This is a genomic window from Pauljensenia sp. UMB10120 (assembly GCF_030212035.1).
Classification (GTDB): Bacteria; Actinomycetota; Actinomycetes; order Actinomycetales; family Actinomycetaceae; genus Pauljensenia; species Pauljensenia radingae_A.
Genome location: NZ_JASODH010000001.1, coordinates 357,749 through 381,652, shown reverse-complemented (window position 1 = coordinate 381,652; position 23,904 = coordinate 357,749). Strand labels below are relative to the sequence as shown.

Sequence of the window (23,904 nt, the reverse complement as noted above, 5' to 3'; positions counted from 1 at the left end):
CCGCCATTATGCTCCATCGTTTATCCACAGCGCACCGTGGGTACCCTCGTCAATCCACAAAGCCCAGGCGCGTGCTGGCACAGGTCGATCCTCATGCGGTGAACTGCACGCACCGACACAGAAGGAGGACATCATGCTGACCGAGCAGACGAAGGTAGAGGGAATGTATGGGCCTGCAGGATGGCTCGACACGAGTGGCATCACAGTTCTTTTGGCTCCTTACATGGAGCTGGATGATCACGATTATTGTCGCTTCACTATGGTTGGTGGGGACGATGCTCGCGAGCTGAGGAGCCTGCTGAGTGCAGAAAACCTGCAGTGTTCGCAAAATGGAGGGCCGACGGTTGAAGCCGCGCTCGATGCTGCGATCACTTTCCCTCAGGAGGTGTACGTGAGCGGTTATGTCATTCGCCAGCCGCGACGAGACGAACGAGTCAGTGTCGATGCGCTCGTGATACGTCACTCATTACCGGACGGTGTGACGCGAGCCTGGCCATATCTGCGCGACAAATACGCGCTGCATTGTCTGGCACCCGACGAATGCGACCGCATCTTGTTGGATGATCCGGTCGGGCATCTGGCGTGGTGGTTATGGTGGGACTAGAGACGCTAGGCTAGATCCATGTCCGTCTACTCATGGCTTTTTCGCAGCGTCATCCACCGCACTGATCCTGAACGTGCCCACCATGCAGGCCTTAACGCCGTTGCGTGGGCAGGACGACACGGCTTAATCCGCGCACTGATGCGCGCCACCATCGGATACTGGGATCCGCATGCACGCTCCATGCTGCTGTGGCCCACGCGCTCGCTGCCGACAATCGGTGAGCGCACCGTGCACGGACGCCTGGGTCTTGCAGCCGGAATGGACAAAGATGCACGCGCCATTGAGGGCATGTGCGCGCTGGGATTCGGATTCGTCGAGATTGGGACGATCACACCCCGACCGCAGCCAGGGAACGACCAGCCACGCCTGTGGCGCCTCATGGACCAGGCCGGCCTGCGCAACCGGATGGGATTCAATAACGAGGGTGTCGACCAGGCTGTTGCGCAGCTACGTGAGCTGCGATCCACCCGTCACGGCAGGCGCTGTATCGTCGGGGCGAATATCGGAAAGAACAAGGTCACTCCACCTGACCAGGCGCCTCGTGACTACGAGATCTGTGCCCAGAAAGTCGCGCCGTGGGTGGACTTCATTGTCGTCAACGTGTCCTCACCCAACACTCCGGGACTGCGGGACCTGCAGGCTGTCGATCAGCTTCGCCCCATCCTGGAGGCTGCGCGACGCGGAGCCGATGCGGCGCAGCAGCGCCGTCACGTGCCGTTGTTGGTGAAAATCGCGCCCGACCTGAGCGACGACGACATCATCGAGGTGTGCTCCATGAGCCGGGACATGAAACTGGACGGGATAGTGGCCACCAATACGACGATCAATCACGAGTGGGGAGAAGGTGGCGTTTCAGGAGCCCCGCTGTTCCCGCGTGCTCTCGATGTGGTGTCTCTGGTTGCTGAGCACCTGGACGACCATCAGCTTCTGATCGGCACGGGCGGGATCTTCACCGCATCTCAGGCTCAGGCCATGCTGGATGCCGGTGCCGACCTCGTTGAAGCATTCAGCGCATTCGTCTTCGAAGGGCCGACGTGGCCGGGCGCGATGAACCGCGCCCTGGCCCTGAACTAGTCTTTCTGTTTCTTCGACCCCTTCGGGAACTCGCCGCGTCCCACCTGAGGAGCCGGCGAGCGCCAGCGGCGTGCCATCAGCATGCGTGAAAAAGCGTAGAACCACGAGCCGCGCGGGATCACCTTGTCAGGGAAGCGCTCGCGGATACGACGTTTGAGGATCTGCCAGACGATGACGCCCTCAATAATGCAGAGCAGCAACGCGCCGTAGAAGAAGATGAACATCACCATCATGACGACGGGGAGCTGACCGTTGGTTTGCTGCGCCGGTGCGATGAAGGAAAATGCCAGCGACAATGCGATGAAAACCAGCATCACCGGCATCATGAACTCGCAGATCGACCAACGGGCATCCAGGTAGTCGCGGATGAAACGACGGATAGGGCCACGATGCTGGGGCGGCATATAGCGCTCGTCTCCCGTCGTCATCGCTTCCTGTTCACGGCGGAAACGCTCATCACGCTTCTCTTTGGCCTGTCGGCGGGCTTCCTTACGGTCAGCCGGCACCAGCGGACGATTCCTGCGCGCCTCAGCCTGTCGGCGCGTCGGCGTCGGACGGCCCTTCTTTGCGCTCGCTTCATGCGTCGGCTCGTCGACGGGAGCGGCTGTCGTTGACTCTTCTGAAGATTTCTTACGGAATAACACACCTTTAGGGTAGTTGATTGAGACCCACAAGCCGAACTACTAAACTCAGTGATATGACTACCACTACTCATGATGACCTCACGCCCTCAGTCCAGGAGCTGCGTGAACGTGTCGATCAGCATTTCGACGAGCTGCTCGACGAACTCAAGACACTCGTATCCATTCCGTCAGTCTCCTCCCTTCCGGAGCATCAGGACGACGTGCAGAAATCAGCTGAACACGTCAGCAAGCTCTTCAACGATCTTGGCCTGGAGACTGAGATTCTACGTGCCGACTCGCCTTTCGGCGGACAGGGTGAGCCAGCCATTGTTGGACACACCCCCGTCATCGAGGGAGCGCCCACCGTCCTGCTGTATGCACACCACGATGTTCAGCCCACTGGTGAACTCGACCGCTGGGACGGTGACCCGTTCGACGCCACCGTTAAGGGGGACAGGCTCTATGGCCGCGGCGCATCCGATGATGGCGCCGGCGTGATCGTCCACCTGGGCGCCCTGCGCACCCTTGCCGATGATCTGGGCCTGAACGTGCGTGTCTTCATCGAAGGTGAAGAGGAGCTTGGTTCCCCCTCGTTCGAAAACTTTCTGACGACCCACGCTGACAAGCTGGACGCTGACGTCATTGTGGTTGCTGACGGTGACAACTGGAAACCGGGGATTCCCGCGATGACTGCGTCACTGCGTGGCAACGCCGTGGTGACCGTGGACGTGCGCGTACTCGAGCACGCTGTCCACTCCGGCGCATTCGGCGGTCCGATCATGGATGCTGTCACAATCGCTGCGCGCATGATTGCGACCTTGCACGACGAGGACGGCAACGTGATTGTCGAGGGCCTCAAAGCCACCGACACGTCCGATATAGACTGGCCTGAAGACGAGTATCGTGAGGCTGCTGGCGTCCTTGATGGAGTGACGCTTGCCGGATCGGGTGACCTGGCGGCGCGCGTGTGGACAAAGCCATCTATCAACGTTATTGGCATGGACGTTCGCTCTGTTGCGGAATCATCCAATACGATCGCCCCGCACGCACGTTTCCGCCTGTCGATGCGCGTGGCCCCCAACCAGGCCCCGGCCGAGGCTCGAGACAAGCTGATCGAGCATCTCAAGGCACATGTTCCGTTCGGCGCTGCCATCGAGATTTCAGTGGAAAAGTGCTCACCGGGATTCCTGGCCGACCTTGATTCCGAACCTGCCCGCGATCTGCACTGGGCGCTGGACACCGCGTGGGACACTGACGCGGTGAATAAGGGTGTGGGCGGATCAATCCCGTTCATCTCCCACTTCAAGAAGCACTTCCCGCAAGCAGAGGTCCTTGTGACGGGCGTGGAAGACCCCTTCACGAATGCGCACTCCGAAAACGAGTCGCAGAGCATCCCCGACCTGAAGGCCGCGATCCTGGCAGAAGCGCTCCTGCTGGCCCGCACTGCCAAGCGCGCACGCAGGTAGTGCGCGTCCTTATCGTCGGACACTGGTTCGCCCCGCGCGCCCTCCCAGCACTGGAAGCGGTCGCGCGGGGTATTCAGCGTGTGCGCGACGCGGCATGTGAGCCGATCGTGTTCGGACCCGGCTCGTTCGTCGCATCCGATCGCCTCATCGTTCGTGTCCCCGACTCCGCGACGAGTACACGCGACGCAGGCCGGGAACTTCGCCGCCTCCTCGACCAGGGCGATACTCCCGTGCTCGAAGGTGGTCATACCTCCTGCACAGACGGGGGAAGCGAATTTCTCAGTGCCATCACCTCGCTGCCTGTCGACACGTACGAGCAGATGGAACAGGCACTGCACCGCGCGCAATCGGACCGCAGGCTACGCGAGGTGGTCGCGCTCGCCTCGACCAGGCGCAGCTTGCTCGGCTTTACCTCGGTACTGTCGACACACGCAGACGGGACGGCTCGTCATGACCAGAACCTGGGTTTATCGAGCCGCCTGACGCGCCTGTTTGCCACACATCGGGATACAACGGACGTGTCACGTCTGGAAGGCAGTGGCGCGGCAGGAGGAGCGGCCGGTATGCTCGCCCTGTGCGGTGGGAGCATCGTGCCCACAGGCGAGGCCCTGGCCAGAACCCTCAATCTTGACCAGCGCATGGAGCAGGCGGATCTGGTCGTCATCCTTGAGCCCTGCGCGCACGACCCACTGCTGCATGATACCCTCATCGACACGCTGACCGACCATGCTGGTCGCCATGCGTTGCCAGTCGTCCTCGTGTGCGAATCGACGACACTGTCGGCACTGGAAAAAGCGCAGTGGGGGATCCACGGGATAATTGACACGCATCCTGGAGCACTCATGCCGACCTGTATCGCTGAGAACGAACAGGATGACTACGAGGTGCTTGAAGCTGCTGGAATGCGCCTGGCTCGCACGTGGATACCCGGCGTGGAAAACGCCACGATATGAACACGGTCGTGGCGCGTTGCTTATGAGCGTCGTAGGCTGGATCTACGAGTACTGAAATGATGAGGAGCAACATGTCTGACGTTGAGACACAAACCCCGGCCCACGAAGTGACCTTGACTGACGCGGCTGCCGCGAAAGTTAAGAGCCTGCTGGACCAGGAAGGCCGCGACGACCTGCGTCTGCGCATCGCCGTTCAGCCAGGGGGCTGCTCGGGTCTGATCTACCAGCTTTACTTTGACGATCGCCTGCTTGACGGCGATGCCATCCGTGACTTCGAAGGAGTCGAAGTTGTCGTCGATCGTATGAGCGTTCCCTACCTTGCCGGAGCCTCCATCGACTTTTCAGACACGATCGAACGCCAGGGATTCACGATCGACAACCCCAATGCGCGTAACACCTGCGCATGCGGAGAATCCTTCCACTAAACCATTTCCCCCCTCAAACAAAGGTCCTGTACGTGAAATTTCAGCGAATCACGGCGGTTGTCGCTGCCCTCTTTCTGGCCGCAACGATGAGCGCATGCTCGTCCGGCGACTCCTCACAGTCCGGTCAATCAGGCCAGGCAGCAAGCCAATCCGGTGATGAGAACCGTCCTGCTCCCTCCGATGAGCCAAAAGTTGACCGCTCAGGCACGCAGACGATTCCCGAGGTGAAAGGTGATTTTGGGGAAGAACCTGTTATTACCCCGAGCACCGGATCCGAACCCGTCGACACCATCATTGCGACAACACTTGTGCAAGGTGACGGCCGCGAAGTTCAACCCACCGATGCCGTGCAGGTGGCATACAAGGGTGTTCTGTGGGACGGAACGGAATTTGACTCCACCTTCAAAGAAGGCGGGAAGCCCATTGCGTTCTCACTGGATCGCGTGATTGTCGGATGGAAAGCCGGACTGACAGGTCAACACGTGGGGGACCGGGTCGAATTGGTCATCCCATGGCAGTGGGCATACGGGGAGCAAGGACAGGCTTCGATTCCACCCAAGTCAACTCTGACCTTTGTTGTTGATATTCACAATGCGGTCGATACCGCTGATGTGGATCAGCTCAAGAGCGCCACGCTTACAGATGCAGCGTTGCCCGACGGTGTCACCGTGGAAGGTGACTTGGGAACTGCTCCGAAACTGACGCTGGCCGAAGGCGCGAACCCCGAACCAGGAACGTACCTCATTTCCGAGGGAACAGGTCCTGAACTGACCAAGGACAATTACGCTGTCCTGCGTGCCGTTGAAGCAGTGGTGGGCGTGCAGAATGAAGGACAGACACAGATATGGGACGTCCCGAACCTTGCACCAGTCGCCAACCTGGCGCAACTGGAAGGTCACAAAGTCGGATCACGACTCATGGTCGTCATCGATATGGCCGATCCGCGTCCAACCTCGGATCAATCACAGTCAGGCGAGGTTCAGATGCTGCGCGACGTGGCCATTTTTGATCTGGCTGGATCGCTCTGACCTGTAAACAGATAGAATGACTCGAAGTCGACTTTCGTGACTAAGGAGCTATCGTGACCGAACAGAATGTGAACGTCCTTGTCTTCAGTGATGATGTGGATACCCGAAAAGCAGTCATAACGGGGGCGGGCGTGCGTCCCGGTCGAGACACTCCCACCGTCACATACGTTGAAGCTGCCACCGCTTTCGGAGCCGTTGAAGCAGTCAAAGATTCTGAGTTTGCGGCGTTGATCCTTGACGGTGAGACCGAAAAAGAAGGCGGTATGGCTGTCGCCAAACGCCTGCTGACCACCATGGATAATGTTCCACCCATCATTATGATCACGGCACGCCAGCAAGATGACTGGCTGGCGCAATGGTCCGGTGCAGCGGCCACCGTACCTGAGCCAATTGATCCCATCGTGCTGCAGGAAACTCTGGCACGCCTCCTTCAGGAGTGATTTGCATGGAGTGGACTGATATTATTGAACGCCTCCTTGCCGGTGAGGACCTGAGCTACGAACAGACATATGCGGTCATGGACCGTGTGATGACGGGCGAACTGGGCGACGTGAAACTCGCTGCTTTCCTGACGGCACTATCGGCTAAAGGCCCCTACGTCAGTGAGATCCGCGGTCTGGCTGACGGCATGCAGGATCACGCCGAACCTGTCGATGTTCCCACCGATGTGCTCGACATTGTCGGCACGGGCGGTGATGGGGCACATACGGTCAACATCTCCACCATGTCAGCGATTGTCCTCGCCGCTGCTGGAGTGCCCCTGGTCAAACACGGTAACCGCGCGTCAACCTCGTCGTGCGGATCAGCTGACGTGATCGAAGAACTGGGAATCAAGATCGATCTGTCGCCCAGCGGTGTGGCTCAGGTGTTCGACGAACTGGGAATTACCTTCCTGTTCGCCAACAAGTTCCACCCGTCAATGCGTTTTGCCGCAACTGTGCGCCGCGCTCTCGGCTTCCCAACAGCGTTCAATATCCTCGGTCCGCTGACCAACCCTGCCAAGCCTGAAACATCTGCGATTGGTGTTGCCAACGAAAGTCACGCACCGCTCATGGCAGGAGTGTTCGCTCAGCGCGGCCAGTCGGCTCTTGTGTTCCGCGGAAAGAATCATGGCCTGGATGAGCTCAGTTCAATTGAGCCTGCTCAGATCTGGGCAGTGCACGACGGTGAAATCACCTTCAGCGAAATCGATCCCGTCGCAGAGTTCGGCATGAAGCGTGGAACGCTTGAAGACCTGCGCGGTGGCAAAGCCCATGAGAACGCGAAAGTGGTCTACCGCATCATGGACGGAGAAGAAAGCCCGATCCGTGACGCCGTGCTGCTCAACGTCGCAGCCGGACTGGCAGCATTCGGACGTCACGATGGCGTCGGCCCGACCCACGGCTCACTGACCGACCGTATGCGCACCGGTATCGATATGGCGCGCGAGACGATCGACAGTGGCAAGGCAGCTGATCTGCTCAAGCGGTGGATTGAGGTCTCCAAGACGGCCTCACTCAAGGCCTAGGTGGAACGCCTCTTCAAGGTCCTGGGATGCGAATGAGCGGAACGCGATATGCGTACGCATCTGAGTGACACCCGGGACCTTTCCCAGCTGATCTGACACGACCTCGGCAAGGTCTTCGTACTCGCGGACCTTGACGAGGGCGACCAGGTCGATGTCACCGGTCACTGAATACACATCACTGACGCCATCCAGGTCAGCAAGCGCCTGTGCAACCTCGGGAATTTTGTCGATCTCAGCGTTGACAAGAACAATTGCGGTCAGCATGGTCATCCTCTCCTGTAGGTTCCTAGTTCATTGTGGTCTCTGGACGTCTGGCCTGTCCAACGGCGCGGATGAGCGTGTCGCGTCGAAGCGGTGACGTCCACGTCGAACCGAGCGGCACGACCCCATCCCATTCAATCAGGCGTGCTCCCGGCCTGGTCAGATCGCGGTACAGCACTCGCGTCTCCTCCCACGTCGTTCCCGCAAGAAACACGTCTGGGCGAGCGGGGACATCCTCGTCATGGAGCATCTCCACCCACGGCAACGGTGACGTACCCGGCGGCGAGACCGCGACGCGTACCAGGCGCCCGAATGAAGTCAGCGCGATCTCCCATCCGCCTTCACTGCGATGGTGCGCCCATACGGCCCGCCGAGCCAGCCCGAGCGCCCGGACAATTCTCTGCTGCTCAATGCCGCGAATATACGTTCCGAGCAGGGTGCGCAGACGTGCAGCACGCTCAAAATGCTCATCGCTTGCAGCCTGATTCATCTGCTCATTCAACGCATCGATGACGCTGCACTCGTCACAATCCATCGCGTCGGCACCTGCCTGTTGGAGTGCGTCGATCGCCTCACGTGCAGATGCGTGCGTCGAATACGGTCCGAGGGCGTCGAGGGCTTCGTGCGATTCAATCACCGGCACGCATTCAAAACGATCGTGGCGCCGTACCACCCAGTGCGTGGCTTTTTGACGGCGCGAGGCGGAGTTGAACAGGGGAGACAGGGTGCGGATCAGACGCAGTTCCTCCACGCGTGCCTCAAGTTCAGTAGAAGTGGATTGAGCCTCTACGCCGGTGGCGACCGCCAGCATTCGTCGGACCTTCCGGCGCGTCTCACTTGCCGTGAAGTAGGTGCGTACGCGTGAGCGGATATTGCGGGCAGAGCCGACGTACAGCGTTCCGCCGGCATCATCGACGAAACGGTAGGTGCCCGGTGTTTGCGGCAGAGAATCAGCGAGTGTGGATTTTTGACGTGTGCGTGGGGAAACGGGGCGCCCGAGTGTGACCAGATCCTCCACTGTTGATGCGCCGGACTTGCTGACCAGGTTGCACAAACCGTGGAATACCTGCACGGTCGCCAGTACGTCGCCGAGTGCGCGATGCGCGTCGTAGTCGCTGACACCAAAATGCGCAGCAAGGGTTCCCAGCTTGTGGTTGCTGATCATGGGGCGGGGGAGTGCGAGGCGTGCCAGAGCCAGGGTGTCAACGATGCGGATGCGCGGCCACGTCATGTCACACGCATTGGCGGCGCGGCGCAGGAAGCCGACGTCGAAACGTGCGTTGTGGGCGACAATGATGGGCTGCTCGTCAAAATCTGCCCACTGGTGAAACTGTGGATAGACGTCTGTTATCAGTGGGCACTGCGCCACCGACTCATCGCTGATGCCGGTCAGAGCAGTGATGGACGCTGGGATGGGCTGGTCTGGATTGACCAGGGTGTGAAACTGGTCGGTGATGCGCCGACCGTGCACTTTGACAGCGCCGATTTCTGTGATGGCGCTGCGTGTCCCGATGCCGGTAGTCTCTAAGTCAACGACGATCCACGTTGCCTCATCCAGCGGCGTGCCCAGCTGGTCGAGGCCAACCTGGACTCCAACGGGAACAGCTTCAGCCAAACGGCGTGCAACCGGGGAGTGAGGATGAAGGTCGACCTCGCCATGGCCATCTTGAGCCGGATGAGTCGAAATCGTCATACAGTGGATCCTAGTCGGTTGATTGCCCATCGCAGATGCCAGGAGGATTCGTGGCTTTCTATCAGACATTGAAATTTGCCGGTGGTCCGATTCTTCGCACCGCATACAAACCGTGGATTCGCGGAGAGGAGAATATCCCCAGCGAGGGGCCCGCGATTTTGGCGTCTAACCACAACGCTGTGTGGGATTCAGTGTTTCTGCCGCTCATGATTGACCGCGAAGTGGTGTTCATGGGGAAGGCCGACTACTTTACCGGCACCGGTTTCAAAGGATGGGCTACCAAGGAGTTCATGCGCGCAGTCGGCACGATCCCAGTTGACCGCTCTGGTGGGCGAGCGTCGGAAGCCGCGCTGCAGGCCGGTGTAGACCGCCTGAAGGAAGGGGAACTGTTCGGTATCTATCCCGAGGGGACCCGCAGCCCTGACGGGCGTCTTTACCGCGGTAAGACAGGTGTGGCCCGTTTAACACTGATTTCCGGGGCGCCGGTCATCCCAGTGGCCATGATCGGCACGCACGATGCGCAACCCATTGGGCAGCGGATCCCTTCGCGTGAAAACATCGGAATGGTCATTGGTGAGCCGCTCGACTTTTCGCGTTACCGCGGACTTGACCGAGACCGCTACGTTCTGCGCGCTATCACCGATGAAATCATGTACAACATCATGCTGCTGTCGGGCCAGGAATACGTTGACATGTACGCAGCCGACCGGAAAGCGCAGCTCGCGCAGGAGGGGAATTTTGATGGGCCTGTGCCCTCGAACGGTCGGACAGGTCCGGGCGGGCGCACGGCTCCCGACGTGTCTGTGCCGAAACGCCCAGAGGATTCATCTGACGATCCCGTAGACTAGAGACGTTCAGTTTTCATCGTCTGAAAGGTGTTTGTGCCATGTCGGTTCGTCGAGTAGCTTTGCTCACTGCTGGTGGTTTTGCCCCGTGCCTGTCGTCGGCTGTTGGTGGGCTCATCCAGCGTTATACCGATATTGATCCGTCCATTGAAATCATCGCGTACCAGCACGGCTACCACGGGCTGCTGACTGGCAACTACGTTGTCGTCGACGAGGAGGCCCGCAGGAAGGCCGGCATCCTTCACCGTTTCGGCGGTTCACCGATCGGCAACTCGCGCGTCAAGTTGACCAATGCGAAGAACTTGGTCGAGCGTGGCCTGGTCAAGGAAGGCGACGACCCGCTTCAGGTTGCGGCCGAGCAGCTGCGCAAGGACCATGTTGACGTTCTGCACACCATTGGCGGTGACGACACGAACACGACCGCCGCCGATCTGGCGCAGTATCTGCACGATCACGACTACGACTTGACGGTTGTCGGCCTGCCGAAGACCATCGACAACGACGTGGTTCCGATCCGTCAGTCACTGGGCGCCTGGACCGCCGCTGAGCAGGCCTCGATCTTCGCGCAGAACATCATCGGTGAGAACCGAGTGGGACCACGCATGCTGATCATCCACGAGGTCATGGGCCGTAACTGCGGATGGCTGACAGCAGCCGCTTCACGCAAGTACACCGAGTGGCTCGACCAGCAGGAATGGGTGCCGTCGCTGGGACTGAGCAAGGAACACTGGTCAATCCACGCGATCTTCGTTCCTGAAATGGCAATCGACCTTGACGAGGAAGCCGACCGCCTGCGCGCCATCATGGACAAGCAGGGCAATGTCAATATCTTCCTGTCTGAAGGAGCCGGCGTGCGTGAAATCGTCGCTGAAATGGAAGAACGTGGCGAAGAAGTGGCGCGCGACCCGTTCGGTCATGTGCGCCTTGATGAAATCAACCCCGGACAGTGGTTCGCCAAGCAGTTTGCTGACCGACTGGGAGCTGAGAAGGTCATGGTACAAAAGTCCGGATACTTCTCACGTTCAGCTCGCGCAAACCAGGACGACCTGCGTCTGATCCAGTCGATGACAGACCTTGCCGTCGAGTGCGCACTGCGCGGCGAATCCGGCGTGATCGGTCACGATGAGGAAAACGACGATCGTCTGTGCGCCATCGCCTTTCCGCGCATCAAGGGTGGCAAGCCCTTCGATATCTCCCAGCAGTGGTTCGTTGATCTGATGGATCGTATCGGACAGCCACTGGCGCCGACGCAGATGTAAGTATGCGACAGCCTGAAGAGCTCGAACCGGTTGCTGGAGGGTGGAATACGTGGAGACAGTATCCCTCCCTCCAGCAACCGCACTATCCAGATGAACACGCGCTGCGCGCGGTGACCGCTGAACTGCGCAGTCGCCCGCCCCTCGTCTTTGCTGGCGAGGTGGATGACCTGCGTGACGAACTGGCCGCTGCCGGACGCGGCGAAGCTTTTGTGCTCACTGGTGGTGACTGCGCGGAAACCTTCGCAGAGTCCACTGCTGATCACCTTCGCCTCAAGATCCAGACGATCCTGCAGATGGCCGTTGTCCTGACGTATGGAGCCTCGCTGCCGGTCATTAAAATTGGCCGTATCGCAGGGCAGTACGCCAAGCCTCGTTCATCGGATATCGAAAAGCGCGGTGACGTGACCCTGCCGTCGTATCGCGGCGATGCGGTGAACTCGTTTGAATTCACCGAAGAGGCGCGCACACCCGACCCCGGTCGACTGCTGGGCACCTACCAGCATGCTGCCGCCACATTCAACCTGATTCGCGCCTTCACGAAAGGTGGCTACGCTGATCTGCGCTTGGTCCACCACTGGAACCGCGGCTTCACGTCCAACCCGGCGTATGCGCGCTACGAATCGCTGGCCTCGGAGATCCATCGCGCCGTGAAGTTCATGGAGGCAGCCGGAGCTGACTTCGAGTCGCTGCGACAGGTCGACCTGTTCTCCTCCCACGAAGCGTTGCTGCTCGAATATGAAGCAGCGATGACGCGCGTAGATTCACGAACCGGCGACCTGTACGACACGTCCGGCCACTTCCTGTGGGTGGGGGAGCGCACGCGAGACCCGCAAGGCGCGCACGTCGAGCTGCTCTCACATGTGCGCAATCCTCTGGGGGTGAAGCTGGGGCCGACCACAACCCCTGAAGAGGCCATTGCACTGATCGACCGCCTCAATCCTGACGGCGAACCTGGACGATTGACGTTCATCGCCCGCATGGGGTCGAAACATATTCGCGATGCGCTTCCACCTCTTGTGGAAGCGGTGAAAACTGATGGCCGTCCGGTGATCTGGACAACCGACCCGATGCACGGTAACACGATCACGTCCTCAACAGGCCTGAAGACCCGCCAGTTCGAAACGATCATGGACGAGGTACGCGGGTTCTTCGAGGTTCACGACGCAGCCGGAACAGTTCCCGGCGGCATCCATGTGGAGCTCACCGGTGATGACGTCACTGAAATTATCGGCGGCTCCGAGCATCTGGATGAACAGTCCCTCAAGGACCGCTACGAAACCCTGGTTGATCCGCGCCTCAACCACCAGCAATCCCTGGAAATGGCGTTCCAGGTGGCTGAACTGCTGCGCTAGACAACGGTGATCGTGACAGTCGATCCCTTCGGGATCATCTGTCCGCTCCCGGGGTCGGTGGAGCGCACGGTGCCGAAAATGCCGCCGAGGATCTTGTTGACCTCCACTTTGAACCCGGCATCGCGCAGCGTCTTTTCAGCCTGATCGAGCTGCTTGCCCACCAGGTCGGGAACCTCGACCAGTTCGGGACCTTCCGAGACAACAAATGACAGCGTGTCACCGCGCAGCAATGTCGATCCGGCCTCAGCTGACTGAGAAATGATCTGGCCTTCGGGCACGGTGTCCGAATGTTGCGATGTGGATTCAGCAGCCAGGCCCGCTTCTTCAACGGCAGCGCGCGCCTCCTCGCCAGTCATTCCCGCTAGGTCTGGAACCGTGATCGGCTCACGACCTTTCGACACGACGAAATCAACCGCCGTGTCGTGGCGCACCTGTGCGGCAGCCTCCTCTGATTGTGAGATCACCTGTCCCTTGGCAACGGAATCTGAGTATTCCTCGCTCACTGTCCCTGCGGCCAATCCGGCGTTGGTCAGTGCCCCACGAGCCTGGTCCGCACTCAGGCCTACCAGTTGCGGCACAGCGCGCATATCCACACCTTTGGAAACGACGAGGGAGACCTCGCCGTCCTTATGGATCTGCGACCCGCTGGCCGGATCGGATCGAATGATCAACCCGTTCTTGACGTCATCTGAAAATTCTTCATTGAGCGTGGACGATAATCCCAGAGCTTCGAGTTCTGACTGAACGGCTTTGACGGCGCGGCCGTCAGTTTGCGGCATCGTCAGATAGGATCCTGGCCCGTACTGGCTCCACCACCACCAGCCGCCACCCGATCCGACGATCAGCAGCACGGCCAGCAGAGCGATGACGGTTTTCAAACGCGAACGCGACTTCTTGTGTGGCCGGTCGGTACGCGGCAGCGATCCCGATGCTTTGACGACGGTTTGTGACGAGGGCGTGAGGACGCCGCCAGGTAGCGCTGTCGTGACCGCGTGAAACTCGATGGGTGCCGTGGGCTGGCCGGACTGCACCGGCTGGACATCGGCGCGACGCTCGGCAAGATCGGACGGCAGGGAGGCGCGCACCCGTGCCACCAGTTCCAGTGCGTCGCGCGCATCCCGGGGACGTTCTGCCGGGTCGCGGGCAGCGAGCGTGGCGACCAGTTCATCGATCTCGGTAGGAAGCCACGAACACTCTTCAGATGGGGAGGGAACATCCTCGTTGACATGGGAGTACGCCATTTTCATGGCGGGCGCGCCATCCCAGGGCACGTGGCCCACGACCATCTCGTAGAGCATCATGCCAACGGAGTAGATGTCGGTGCGCGCATCGGTGTGACCGGTGGTTGCAATTTCAGGAGCCATGTAGGCGACGGTGCCGAGCATGGAACCAGTGGTGGACATCGATACTTCGGATGCCGCACGTGCCAGGCCGAAGTCTGTGACGCGCACGTGCGAGTCCTCAGAGATGAGGACGTTTTCCGGTTTCATGTCGCGGTGGACAACGCCGACACGATGCGCGGCGTGCAGAGCGTCAAGGATTTCCTGCGTGTAGCGCAGTGCCTGCGAGAGAGTGAAGGCGCCCTGCGAGTTGAGCAGCGTGCGTAGATTCGGACCGCTCACGAGTTCCATGACGAGGAATCCCTGCCCGTGCACGATGCCCTGGTCAAAAACGGAGACAACGCCGGGATGGATGATGCGTGCAGCGGCGCGGGCTTCGCGTCTGAAGCGGGCGACGAAGTCGGCGGACTCTGCCAGGTGCGGATGCATGACTTTCAGGGCGATGGGACGGTCCAGTCGCTCATCGTGCGCGATGTAAACAGTTGCCATCCCGCCGCGCGCAAGTTTGCGGTCGATGCGGTAGCGCTGGTCGACGAGCATCCCGATGAGCGGGTCAGTCACTGTTTCGTGGGTATCAGAAGATGGCGCGTCAGGTTCTGACGACGCTTTCTCATCTGTGTTTCTGGTACTCACGTCTTGGATTGTACGGGATGCCGGCTACATACGACTGCGGCGCGCCCGATGAGACGCCACCCAAAGGCCGCACGATCATCTAGGCTAGCGACCATGAACGAGCCTACTGACCTCATCAGCGTGGACGATGCTGCACAACTGCTGGGTATTGAACCGCGCCGAATCAAGCAACTGGTGCGTGACCGCATCCTGTTCACGGTGCCCGGAGAAGACGGCAAACCTGCCATTCCGCGCGAGATCATCGTCAAGTCCGAAGGCAAGTGGGAGCCGCTGGACACGCTGCCCGGCACGCTGACCGTGCTGGCTGATGGCGGCTTCAGCCCCCAGGAAGCTGTGGCCTGGCTGTATACGCCCGAAGCTGAGCTGGGTCAGACTCCGATGCAGGCCCTCCTCGAAGGGCGTCAGCACAGGGTGAACGCCATCGCCTCTATGCTCGCCTGGTAGTCAGCATCGGCTCCATTTCGCTCAGGAGTGTGCGCGAGTGCTCACCAAGTGCGGCCAGTGCATCGCGCCCCTGCTGCGTCACTGTGTCAATAAGCTGTTCGTGGGGCTGTCGCCCGACCTGCTCGATGATGCCTTGAAGATCGATTACGCCGTCGGGGCTGCCAATCAGTGTGGCGATCGCATGGCGCTGCTCGGCTGATGCGTGCTCCCATGTCAAAGCCAGCAGTGCCGTTCGTTTACCTTCGATCAGGTCTCCGCCTGCCGGTTTTCCGGTGGTCTGGGGGTCACCGAACACTCCGAGCTCATCGTCGCGCAGTTGGAACGCAATGCCCCACGGTTCGATGACGCGCTGCACTGCTTCGACCATGTCTGCCCGGCCGCCGGCAAGCAATCCGAGGACCGTGGGGTGCACAACCGAGTAGCGTGCTGACTTGCGGCGGATAACTTCCATGATGACGTCCAGGTCGAAATGGTCCAGTGCCGGCTGCTCGTTGACGATATCGAGGTACTGGCCGAGGGCGACTTCAGCATGCATGAGCGTGAGCTGGCGTAACACGGCTGGATTCGCAACCCGTGTCGCCGTAAAGTCAGCGGCCGAGAGCAGGAAATCGCCCACCAGAAGTGCGCCAGCTGTTCCAAATTCGCCGGCATCCCCGGTCCACCCCTGGTCTCGATGCATCTGCGCGAAAACAACGTGAGCGGTGGGGCGCCCTCGTCGAGTCTGTGCATGGTCGATCAGATCGTCGTGAGCCAGTGCGGACGCTTGGTAGAGCTCGGCGGCACCTGCCAGGCGCGCAATCGAATCATCACAGTCACCCCACGCGCGACCAGTGGCGAGCGCATACCCCAACATGACCCACAGGCCACGCAAACGCTTCCCACCTGCGATGGCGTCACGTGCGGCAGTAACGAGGGCGTCAGCCGGCTCCTGGGTGGGGCCGAGGGTGTTGATCAGGTCGGTGAGCGCGGCTTGGGTGTGGTCTCCAATGCGCTCCACCATGTCGCCTACTGTGAGATTCTCCATGCGCCAAGCGTATCGAATGAAGTGCTTCTAAGATACAAACATCCGCTGGAACAAAGGATTGACCGATATGGCAATTGTGTTGAGCTATCACGGTAACCGTGAATCGGAAGCAGCTTTGCAGGAAGCGTTGAGGCTCGCTGATGTCAGGCGTACATCTGTGGTCGTGGTGTTGGCACGTCGAGAAAGTGAAGATGACGCCCGCACCGCTGAAGATGCCGAGGAGCTGTTGTGGTCGCATCTGCGCCATGCCGACATTCCCTTTGAAATCCGCCACACGCAGCATGAGCAGGAAGTAGCCGACGCGGTCTTGGATGCGGCAGAGGAAATTTCGGCCGACTTGATTGTGCTGGGGCTTCGGCCGGGCGGGTCCGGGCGCACCACGGTCGGCCCGAATGCCTCGCGCATCTTGCTGGATGCCCCGTGCCCAGTGGTAACGACCACTACACATCGGTGATTATTGTGTCCAACGGGCGTTTTGTCGGGGACGGATTATAATGGTTCAGGTTCTTTCACACCAGTGTATGAAGCAGATCTGAGGAAGGGAATCAGCGTGAGCGCAACCCGCCCCAAGAAGGCAACGGCCGAAACGGCCGCGTCAAGCGACTCGAAGAAGGCCGCGCCTCAGTCGAAGTCGACCGCAAAGAAAAAAAAGAGCACAACTGCCAAAAAGACGACAACTGCTAAGAAGTCAGCGACCGCTAAAAAGCCCGCGACTGCGAAGAAGACGACTAAGAAGCACGCGACTGCGAAGAAGACGACGACCCGTAAGAGCGCTGCCAGGAAGTCCACAACGTCGAAGCGCACCGCCATCAAGAAGACCAATGAGAAGCCCAGGAAATCGGTTCAGGCGCACGACGAAGAAGAAGAGATGCCTGAAGATGACGACATTGATGACTCGAACATTGATCTGAGCAACGAGGAAGAAATCGACGTCGATGAGGCGGATGATGATTCGGACGATTCATCCGAATCAGACAATGAGCCTGAAGAGGAGGACGAGGACGACGCGAAAGGGGCTGCCGCGGATCTGCGGGAGCGCACCTCTCAGGGCATCCATACGCGCGGCGGGTTTGTCGTATCCGACTCTGATGAGACCGATGAGCCTGTCCAGAAAGTCACCGTGGCAGGCGCTACTGCCGATCCGGTCAAGGACTACCTCAAGCAGATCGGTAAAGTCTCCCTGCTGAACGCGGAGCAGGAGGTGGACCTGGCACGGCGCATTGAAGCCGGCCTGTACGCCGAATACAAGCTCAAGAACGAGTCGGACACGATGACGTCGAAGGCGCGTCGTGAGCTCCACTTCATTGCACAGGACGGCCAGAACGCCAAGAACCACCTGCTGGAAGCTAATTTGCGTCTGGTGGTCTCACTGGCCAAGCGATACACGGGCCGTGGGATGCAGTTCCTGGATCTGATCCAGGAAGGAAACCTCGGTCTGATCCGTGCGGTCGAGAAGTTCGATTACACGAAGGGCTATAAGTTCTCCACGTATGCCACGTGGTGGATCCGTCAGGCTATCACCCGAGCGATGGCTGACCAGGCGCGCACGATCCGCATCCCGGTTCACATGGTGGAAGTCATCAACAAGCTGGCCCGCGTCCAGCGTCAGATGCTGCAGGATCTGGGCCGCGAACCTACCCCGGAAGAATTGGCCAAAGAGCTGGATATGACGCCGGAGAAGGTTGTCGAGGTTCAGAAGTACGGTCGTGAGCCGATTTCACTGCACACACCTCTGGGTGAAGATGGCGACTCAGAATTCGGAGACCTCATTGAAGACTCCGAAGCGGTCGTTCCAGCCGATGCCGTTTCCTTCACGCTGCTGCAGGAACAGCTCCACCGCGTCCTCGATACGTTGTCGGAGCGTGAAGCTGGCGTCGTGTCGATGCGCTTCGGACTGGGTGACGGCCAGCCGAAGACTCTGGACGAAATCGGTAAGGTGTACGGCGTGACGCGTGAACGTATCCGTCAGATCGAATCCAAGACGATGTCCAAGCTGCGTCACCCGTCCCGCTCACAAGTGCTGCGTGATTATCTAGACTAGGACGCATGACTGCGTTTCAGACGTGGGATGAGCTTGATGCTCGTCCGATTCCTGCATGGTATTCAGCAGCTAAGTTCGGGATTTTCATCCACTGGGGCGTCTTCTCTGTCCCTGCGTGGAGGACACTGTCAAATGAACAGTTCGGCTCGTACGCTGAGTGGTATTACGCAAGCGTATATGGGCCGTACCGTAACGCTGACGGTGACTTCCACCAGCGCATGTATGGGGATGCGACTTACCGGGATTTTGTCCAGAATTTCCGCGCTGAGCTTTTTGACCCGACTGCATGGGCTGGTCTTTTTGCTCGAGCTGGCGCCCGATATGTGGTGCTGACTTCCAAGCATCATGACGGCTTCTGCATGTGGCCCACGGCGAATCGGAACAAACACGAGTGGAATGCGGGTGAGGTGGGTCCGCGCCGCGACATACTCGGGGAACTGACTCAGGCGGTACGGGAACGCGGAATGCGGATGGGGCTGTACTACTCCATGATTGAGTGGGAAACCCATCGGTCCCACAGGGTTAACGGAGGATTCTTCATTCCGCAGCGCGATGCCGAACGGTTTGGTATAGATGAGGACAAGTATCCAGATGAAATCCTCATTCCTCAATGGAAAGAACTCAACGAACGCTATTCGCCTTCGGTTATCTACACTGATGGCGGCGAATGGGATCTTTCCGAAGAGTACTCACATGCACGCGAACTGCTCCAATGGTTGTACACGCAAGCTCCTAATCGCGCGGACGTTGTTGTCAACGACCGCATGTTCAAAGGAATGCCAGGCCGGCACGGTGACGTGTTTTCAACTGAATATCAGGATATTGACGGATTCGGCACCAGGCACCCGTGGGAAGAAAGCCGAGGAATCGGCGGATCATATGGATTCAACAGGGCTGAAAACATTGAAGATTATGCGACAGCTCGTCAGCTTGTTACTTTACTGGCTCAAACAGTTTCCGCTGGCGGTAATCTTCTGCTGAATGTGGGACCAACAGCTGACGGAAGAATCCCAGTGATTCAACAGGAACGCTTAGTCCAAATTGGTGAGTGGCTCGATCTGCACGGTAAAGCCATTTATGACACGCTTCCGACTTCTGAATGGAAAACTGCTGAAAATCAAGAGGCCTGGTTGACGCACAATCCAAAAGAATCAGTGGTGTATTGTCTAGTGGATGCTGATTTGTATCGGGCAGGGGAGTCAGTTACGATATTGATGCCTTTAGGACGCTCGATTCTAAAAGTCGAAGACGACACAAGCGGTCAAAAACTCGACATTTCCATTCATGGCAGCACGTTGAAATGCAGCGCGCCGGAGAGTGGAGCTCATGAGTGTCCGGGGGTAATTCGTATATTTTACGCGTAAATGTCGCGTGCCCTAAGGAGTAAGAATGAGTACCCCTATATCCCCGAAACGCAAACGGCCCCTGAAATTCTGGCATGCATTGGCACCGATTATTCTCCTAGTCGTACTGATTTTATGGGGAATGGTCATTGGCCCATTGGTCTTTGATTTGGATTCATGGCCACTTGAATTCACGTTCTTGAGCGGCGCTCTGTGCATGTGGTGCCTGCTTTTCTATTTGGGTTATACATTCGATGACATTATTCCTGCGATGGCCGAACGCACCCGTACGGCCCTGCCGGCAATCTGGATGTTGATGGCGATCGGCGTCCTGATTGGATCGTGGACAGCATCCGGCACCATCCCGATGCTGGTGTATTACGGGATGCTCATCATTAATCCCACGTGGATCTATCTGGTCGCATTCCTGATCACCTCCGTGTTCTCACTGGCAACAGGTACTTCGTGGGGGTCAGTCGGCACAATTGGCGTGGTGGTCATGAGCGTCGGCGTTGCCACAGGTGCAAACCTGGGCCCTCTGGCAGCCGCAATCATTGGCGGAGCCTATTTCGGTGACAAGATGTCGCCGCTGTCGGATACGACGAACATGGCAGCGATGGGCGCGGGCATACCGGTGTATGACCACGTCCGATCAATGCTGAATACGACAGGGCCGTCATACATCGTTGCCGCCGTGCTCTACGGTGTCCTGGGCCTTGTTCAGCCAGCAAGTCAGGATGCCAACATTGACGAACTGACAGGACCAGTCGCCCAATCTCTGGCCGAATCATTTTCGTTTAACGTCCTTGCTTTGATACCCATCCTTGTGATTATCGGGGGCGCAATCTGGCGCAAGCCACCCCTCCCGACGCTTCTGTTCTCCATCGCGTCCGCTGTGCCGATCGCTCTGTTCGTTCAGAAAGTGTCATTCACAAGCGTCATCAAGACACTGATGAAAGGTTTCGAAGGCACCATGCTTGCGGACGGCGGGACAAACCTGACTGAGCAAGCACTTGCAATCGTTGAACGTGGCGGCTTGTACTCGATGGCATCTGCCGTGCTTATCACGTTGAGCGTATTTATGTTCATTGGTTCCATGGACGTTATCAATGCAATGGAAACCGTTGTTCACAAGGCCTTTAAAGGAATCCGAAGCCGATCTGGAGTCATCATCGCGTCACTGTTGTCGTCAGCTTTCATCAACGGCTTCTCATCCAACCAATATGCAACGGCCTTTATTGTCGGTAATGCATTCGGAACGAAATACGACGAGGCTGGAATTCCACGAAAAGTCCTGTCGCGTTCAATTGAGGACTATGGGACATTTATTGAGCCCATGCTTCCCTGGACGACAACCGGGGTCTACATGGTGGCAACCCTTGGAGTGGCCTATTCAAGCTACGTTGGGTTCATGTTCCTTCAGATCACCAACTTCATCGTGGCACCGTTGCTGGCGATTACCGGTATCGGATGTTTCTACGGTGCGAAGAAGGTCAAGCAGCGTCAGGACTGATCCATCAGGTGGCGCTCGTCGTCGATGCGCAGTGCGGAATCCCGCAGGGCGTCCATGTGAAGGCGAGCGTGGTGTGCGCAGAACAGGAGTGGCCCTGAGGCCATAGTGACGCGCACCCATGCACGGGCGCCGCATGCGTCGCATCGGTCTACTGCGCGCAATGTCGGTTCCGTCGTGTCTGGTCGTGTCAGTGTCGCTGCGTTCATGGTTCCATCACAGCACACCGGTCGCTCGCCGTGCATCTTCTTTCGCCAGTGGCACAATCTCGGCGGTGCAATCCAGGAGCTTGCGGTGCTGCACCCTAAAATAGGGTGGTGAGTTCAGACGCTTCAACCTATTCCGCACGGCACCTGTCAGTCCTGGAGGGACTGGAAGCTGTGCGCAAACGCCCCGGCATGTATATCGGATCCACCGATCACAGGGGGTTGATGCACTGCCTGTGGGAAATCATCGATAACGCAGTCGATGAAGCGCTTGAAGGGTACTGTGACCGCATCGAAGTGCGCTTGCACCCGGATCATTCCGCATCCGTCCACGACAATGGTCGAGGCGTCCCTGTCGACACGGTTCCGTCAGTTGGCTTGTCCGGCGTGGAAGTGGTGTACACGAAGCTGCACGCAGGCGGTAAGTTCGGCGGCGGCTCCTACGCCTCGTCCGGCGGTTTGCACGGCGTGGGCGCATCTGTCGTCAACGCCTTATCCGCACGTATGGATGTGCAGGTCGACCGCTCCTCGAAGACCTATCAGATGTGCTTCAGACGCGGCGAGCCAGGGGAGTTTGATGATTCGCGCCAGCGCACCCCGAACTCACCGTTCAGCCCCTATACGCAATCCTCGCGCCTGCAAACTGTCGGTAAAGTCAAGCGCGGTGTGACAGGCACGCGCGTGCGTTTCTGGGCAGATTTTCAGATCTTTCCTTCCTCTGAAGGCTTTTCGTGGGACAACCTGATTGCCCGCGCACGCCAGACCGCGTTCCTCGTTCCCGGCCTGACGATCGCCTGCTGGGATGAGCGCACCACTAACGAGGACGGCGAACCGCTGCACGAAGAATTCCGTTTTGACGGCGGCGTCGTTGACTTCGTTGACTGGCTTTCCACCGATGGGCCTGTCACTGCAACGTGGCATGTCACCGGCGAGGGAACCTATAACGAAACCGTCCAGCAACTCGATCCTGACACCGGACACCTCGCACCTGTCGAAGTGGAGCGCACCTGCCAGGTGGATTGCGCATTGAGGTGGGGAATTGGCTACGACACTCAGGTGCAGTCTTTCGTCAACATTATTGCCACACCGAAAGGCGGCACTCATCTGGCCGGTTTCGACCAGGCACTGTTGAAAGTGATGCGCGCCCACGTTGAGAAGAACGCGCGCCGCCTGAAAGTGACGGCCAAGGACGGTCGCCTGGAGAAGGACGATGTCATGGCGGGGCTGTCCGCTGTGGTGACTGTGCGATTCCCCGAGCCGCAATTTGAAGGCCAGACCAAGGAAGTTTTGGGTACTCCGCAGATCCGCACCGTCGTCAACCGCGTGGTGACCGACGCTCTGGAATCCACGTTGAAATCCAGTAAGCGCGACGTGAAGCAACAGGTGCAGGCTCTGGCTGAGAAAGTCGTGGGTGAGATGAAGGCGCGCGTGTCGGCGCGTGTTCACAAGGAAATTTCGCGGCGCAAGAACGCTCTTGAAACATCGTCCCTGCCTGCCAAGCTGGCAGACTGCCGCTCCGAAGATGTCGAGCACTGCGAGCTGTTCATCGTCGAGGGCGACTCGGCACTGGGCACCGCGAAAGCGGCGCGAGATTCACGCTTCCAGGCACTGTTCCCCATTCGTGGCAAGATCCTCAACACGCAGAAAGCATCGACTGCTGAGATGCTCTCCAATGCTGAATGCGCGAACATTATCCAGGTCATCGGTGCTGGCTCCGGCCGCACATTCGACATTGACCAGGCACGGTACGGCAAAGTCATCCTCATGACGGATGCGGACGTCGATGGCGCGCACATCCGCACGCTGCTCCTGACGCTCTTTTTCCGCTACATGCGTCCGATGGTGGAAAGCGGGCGAGTGTACGCGGCCGTGCCGCCGCTGCATCGCATCGAGCTGCCCGCACACGGCAAGAAGCCACGAGATTACGTGTACACCTATTCCGAAGAGGAACTGCACAGCACACTGCGTGAGCTCAGGAAAGTGCGGCGCACATGGAAGGAACCTATTCAGCGTTACAAGGGCCTGGGCGAGATGGATGCTGACCAGTTGGCTGAAACCACGATGGATCCGCGTCACCGTTCCCTTCGACGTGTCACGCTGGCCGACGAAGAGGCATTGCGTGAAGCTGAGGACGTGTTCGAATTGCTCATGGGGTCGGTGGTTGCCCCGCGGCGTGACTTCATCGTCGAGGGTGCACATCAGGTTGATCGTGAGCGAATTGACGCGTGAGCCAGCTCATCCGATTCTGAATAGGACTGAAGTCTCGGTAAAGT

At 58.9% G+C, this 23,904-nt stretch carries 23 protein-coding genes; 17 read left to right on the top strand and 6 right to left on the bottom strand.

What is annotated here, in order from left to right; all coding sequences use genetic code 11:
• The first annotated feature begins 133 nt into the window (after positions 1-133).
• The gene (locus QP093_RS01680) at positions 134-604 is read left to right on the top strand and encodes a hypothetical protein (protein ID WP_285014283.1); all 471 of its coding nucleotides are present in this window, start codon (positions 134-136) and stop codon (positions 602-604) included.
• Positions 605-622: 18 nt separating this feature from the next.
• A complete protein-coding gene (locus QP093_RS01675) occupies positions 623-1,678 on the top strand; it encodes a quinone-dependent dihydroorotate dehydrogenase (RefSeq protein WP_058236548.1) in 1,056 nt (351 codons plus the stop codon).
• Here QP093_RS01675 and QP093_RS01670 read toward each other — a convergent pair.
• Positions 1,675-2,322 carry a DUF3043 domain-containing protein gene (locus QP093_RS01670; protein WP_058236549.1) on the bottom strand — a complete coding sequence of 216 codons (648 nt, stop codon included), beginning with the start codon at positions 2,320-2,322 and terminating at the stop codon, positions 1,675-1,677. The genes QP093_RS01675 and QP093_RS01670 overlap by 4 nt on opposite strands.
• Before the next feature lie 53 nt (positions 2,323-2,375).
• Here QP093_RS01670 and QP093_RS01665 point away from each other — a divergent pair, with 53 nt between their 5' ends.
• From QP093_RS01665 to trpD, 6 genes are all read left to right on the top strand, one after another.
• Complete coding sequence (locus QP093_RS01665; RefSeq protein WP_285014281.1) at positions 2,376-3,767, top strand: M20/M25/M40 family metallo-hydrolase; 1,392 nt, start codon at positions 2,376-2,378, stop codon at positions 3,765-3,767.
• Positions 3,767-4,720 carry a glycerate kinase gene (locus tag QP093_RS01660; RefSeq protein WP_285014279.1) on the top strand — a complete coding sequence of 318 codons (954 nt, stop codon included), beginning with the start codon at positions 3,767-3,769 and terminating at the stop codon, positions 4,718-4,720. The genes QP093_RS01665 and QP093_RS01660 overlap by 1 nt, the downstream gene beginning before the upstream one ends.
• A gap of 71 nt (positions 4,721-4,791) precedes the next feature.
• Positions 4,792-5,145, top strand: coding sequence for an iron-sulfur cluster insertion protein ErpA (gene erpA / locus QP093_RS01655; protein ID WP_058236551.1), 354 nt, complete (start codon positions 4,792-4,794; stop codon positions 5,143-5,145).
• A 32-nt stretch (positions 5,146-5,177) separates the two neighbouring features.
• Positions 5,178-6,173 carry an FKBP-type peptidyl-prolyl cis-trans isomerase gene (locus tag QP093_RS01650; RefSeq protein ID WP_285014275.1) on the top strand — a complete coding sequence of 332 codons (996 nt, stop codon included), beginning with the start codon at positions 5,178-5,180 and terminating at the stop codon, positions 6,171-6,173.
• Positions 6,174-6,226: 53 nt separating this feature from the next.
• The gene (locus QP093_RS01645) at positions 6,227-6,613 is read left to right on the top strand and encodes a DNA-binding transcriptional response regulator (RefSeq protein WP_092648508.1); all 387 of its coding nucleotides are present in this window, start codon (positions 6,227-6,229) and stop codon (positions 6,611-6,613) included.
• Between the two features lie 5 nt (positions 6,614-6,618).
• The gene (trpD, locus tag QP093_RS01640) at positions 6,619-7,680 is read left to right on the top strand and encodes an anthranilate phosphoribosyltransferase (protein ID WP_480293982.1); all 1,062 of its coding nucleotides are present in this window, start codon (positions 6,619-6,621) and stop codon (positions 7,678-7,680) included.
• On the opposite strand, the gene QP093_RS01635 is transcribed toward trpD, so the two are convergent.
• Together QP093_RS01635 and QP093_RS01630 are read right to left on the bottom strand one after the other, a co-directional pair.
• Entirely contained in the window at positions 7,666-7,944 is a 279-nt protein-coding gene (locus tag QP093_RS01635) for an Lrp/AsnC family transcriptional regulator (protein WP_058236881.1), read from the bottom strand. The genes trpD and QP093_RS01635 overlap by 15 nt on opposite strands.
• A gap of 22 nt (positions 7,945-7,966) precedes the next feature.
• Positions 7,967-9,634, bottom strand: a complete 1,668-nt coding sequence (locus tag QP093_RS01630; protein ID WP_285014269.1) for an exonuclease domain-containing protein — start codon at positions 9,632-9,634, stop codon at positions 7,967-7,969.
• Positions 9,635-9,684: 50 nt separating this feature from the next.
• On the opposite strand from QP093_RS01630, the gene QP093_RS01625 reads away from it, so the two are divergent.
• Genes QP093_RS01625 through QP093_RS01615 form a run of 3 tightly spaced genes read left to right on the top strand, consistent with a single transcriptional unit; the run spans position 9,685 to position 13,090 of the window.
• The gene (locus QP093_RS01625; protein WP_285014267.1) at positions 9,685-10,482 is read left to right on the top strand and encodes a lysophospholipid acyltransferase family protein; all 798 of its coding nucleotides are present in this window, start codon (positions 9,685-9,687) and stop codon (positions 10,480-10,482) included.
• A 38-nt stretch (positions 10,483-10,520) separates the two neighbouring features.
• Complete coding sequence (locus tag QP093_RS01620) at positions 10,521-11,738, top strand: pyrophosphate--fructose-6-phosphate 1-phosphotransferase (protein WP_285014265.1); 1,218 nt, start codon at positions 10,521-10,523, stop codon at positions 11,736-11,738.
• A gap of 2 nt (positions 11,739-11,740) precedes the next feature.
• Positions 11,741-13,090 carry a class II 3-deoxy-7-phosphoheptulonate synthase gene (locus QP093_RS01615; protein WP_285014263.1) on the top strand — a complete coding sequence of 450 codons (1,350 nt, stop codon included), beginning with the start codon at positions 11,741-11,743 and terminating at the stop codon, positions 13,088-13,090.
• Here the strand turns inward: QP093_RS01615 and pknB are convergent.
• On the bottom strand, positions 13,087-15,063 hold the full coding sequence (gene pknB / locus QP093_RS01610; RefSeq protein ID WP_350309945.1) for a Stk1 family PASTA domain-containing Ser/Thr kinase: 1,977 nt from the start codon (positions 15,061-15,063) through the stop codon (positions 13,087-13,089). The genes QP093_RS01615 and pknB overlap by 4 nt on opposite strands.
• Before the next feature lie 93 nt (positions 15,064-15,156).
• Here pknB and QP093_RS01605 point away from each other — a divergent pair, with 93 nt between their 5' ends.
• Positions 15,157-15,507, top strand: coding sequence for an Rv2175c family DNA-binding protein (locus QP093_RS01605; protein ID WP_285014261.1), 351 nt, complete (start codon positions 15,157-15,159; stop codon positions 15,505-15,507).
• On the opposite strand, the gene QP093_RS01600 is transcribed toward QP093_RS01605, so the two are convergent.
• On the bottom strand, positions 15,491-16,531 hold the full coding sequence (locus QP093_RS01600) for a polyprenyl synthetase family protein (RefSeq protein WP_285014260.1): 1,041 nt from the start codon (positions 16,529-16,531) through the stop codon (positions 15,491-15,493). The two genes, QP093_RS01605 and QP093_RS01600, sit on opposite strands and share 17 nt — an antisense overlap.
• Before the next feature lie 67 nt (positions 16,532-16,598).
• Here QP093_RS01600 and QP093_RS01595 point away from each other — a divergent pair, with 67 nt between their 5' ends.
• The 4 genes from QP093_RS01595 to QP093_RS01580 all read left to right on the top strand — a co-directional run bounded on the left by QP093_RS01595 (position 16,599) and on the right by QP093_RS01580 (position 21,428).
• Complete coding sequence (locus QP093_RS01595) at positions 16,599-16,985, top strand: universal stress protein (protein WP_058236560.1); 387 nt, start codon at positions 16,599-16,601, stop codon at positions 16,983-16,985.
• 63 nt (positions 16,986-17,048) lie between these two features.
• On the top strand, positions 17,049-18,572 hold the full coding sequence (locus tag QP093_RS01590; protein WP_480295353.1) for an RNA polymerase sigma factor: 1,524 nt from the start codon (positions 17,049-17,051) through the stop codon (positions 18,570-18,572).
• 5 nt (positions 18,573-18,577) lie between these two features.
• A complete protein-coding gene (locus QP093_RS01585) occupies positions 18,578-19,936 on the top strand; it encodes an alpha-L-fucosidase (protein WP_285014256.1) in 1,359 nt (452 codons plus the stop codon).
• A 25-nt stretch (positions 19,937-19,961) separates the two neighbouring features.
• Complete coding sequence (locus QP093_RS01580; protein WP_285014254.1) at positions 19,962-21,428, top strand: Na+/H+ antiporter NhaC family protein; 1,467 nt, start codon at positions 19,962-19,964, stop codon at positions 21,426-21,428.
• On the opposite strand, the gene QP093_RS01575 is transcribed toward QP093_RS01580, so the two are convergent.
• Positions 21,419-21,634, bottom strand: a complete 216-nt coding sequence (locus tag QP093_RS01575) for a DUF7455 domain-containing protein (RefSeq protein WP_285014253.1) — start codon at positions 21,632-21,634, stop codon at positions 21,419-21,421. The genes QP093_RS01580 and QP093_RS01575 overlap by 10 nt on opposite strands.
• 105 nt (positions 21,635-21,739) lie before the next feature.
• Between QP093_RS01575 and QP093_RS01570 the strand changes: the two genes are divergently transcribed.
• On the top strand, positions 21,740-23,860 hold the full coding sequence (locus QP093_RS01570; protein WP_092648512.1) for a DNA gyrase/topoisomerase IV subunit B: 2,121 nt from the start codon (positions 21,740-21,742) through the stop codon (positions 23,858-23,860).
• The last annotated feature ends 44 nt before the right edge of the window (positions 23,861-23,904 follow it).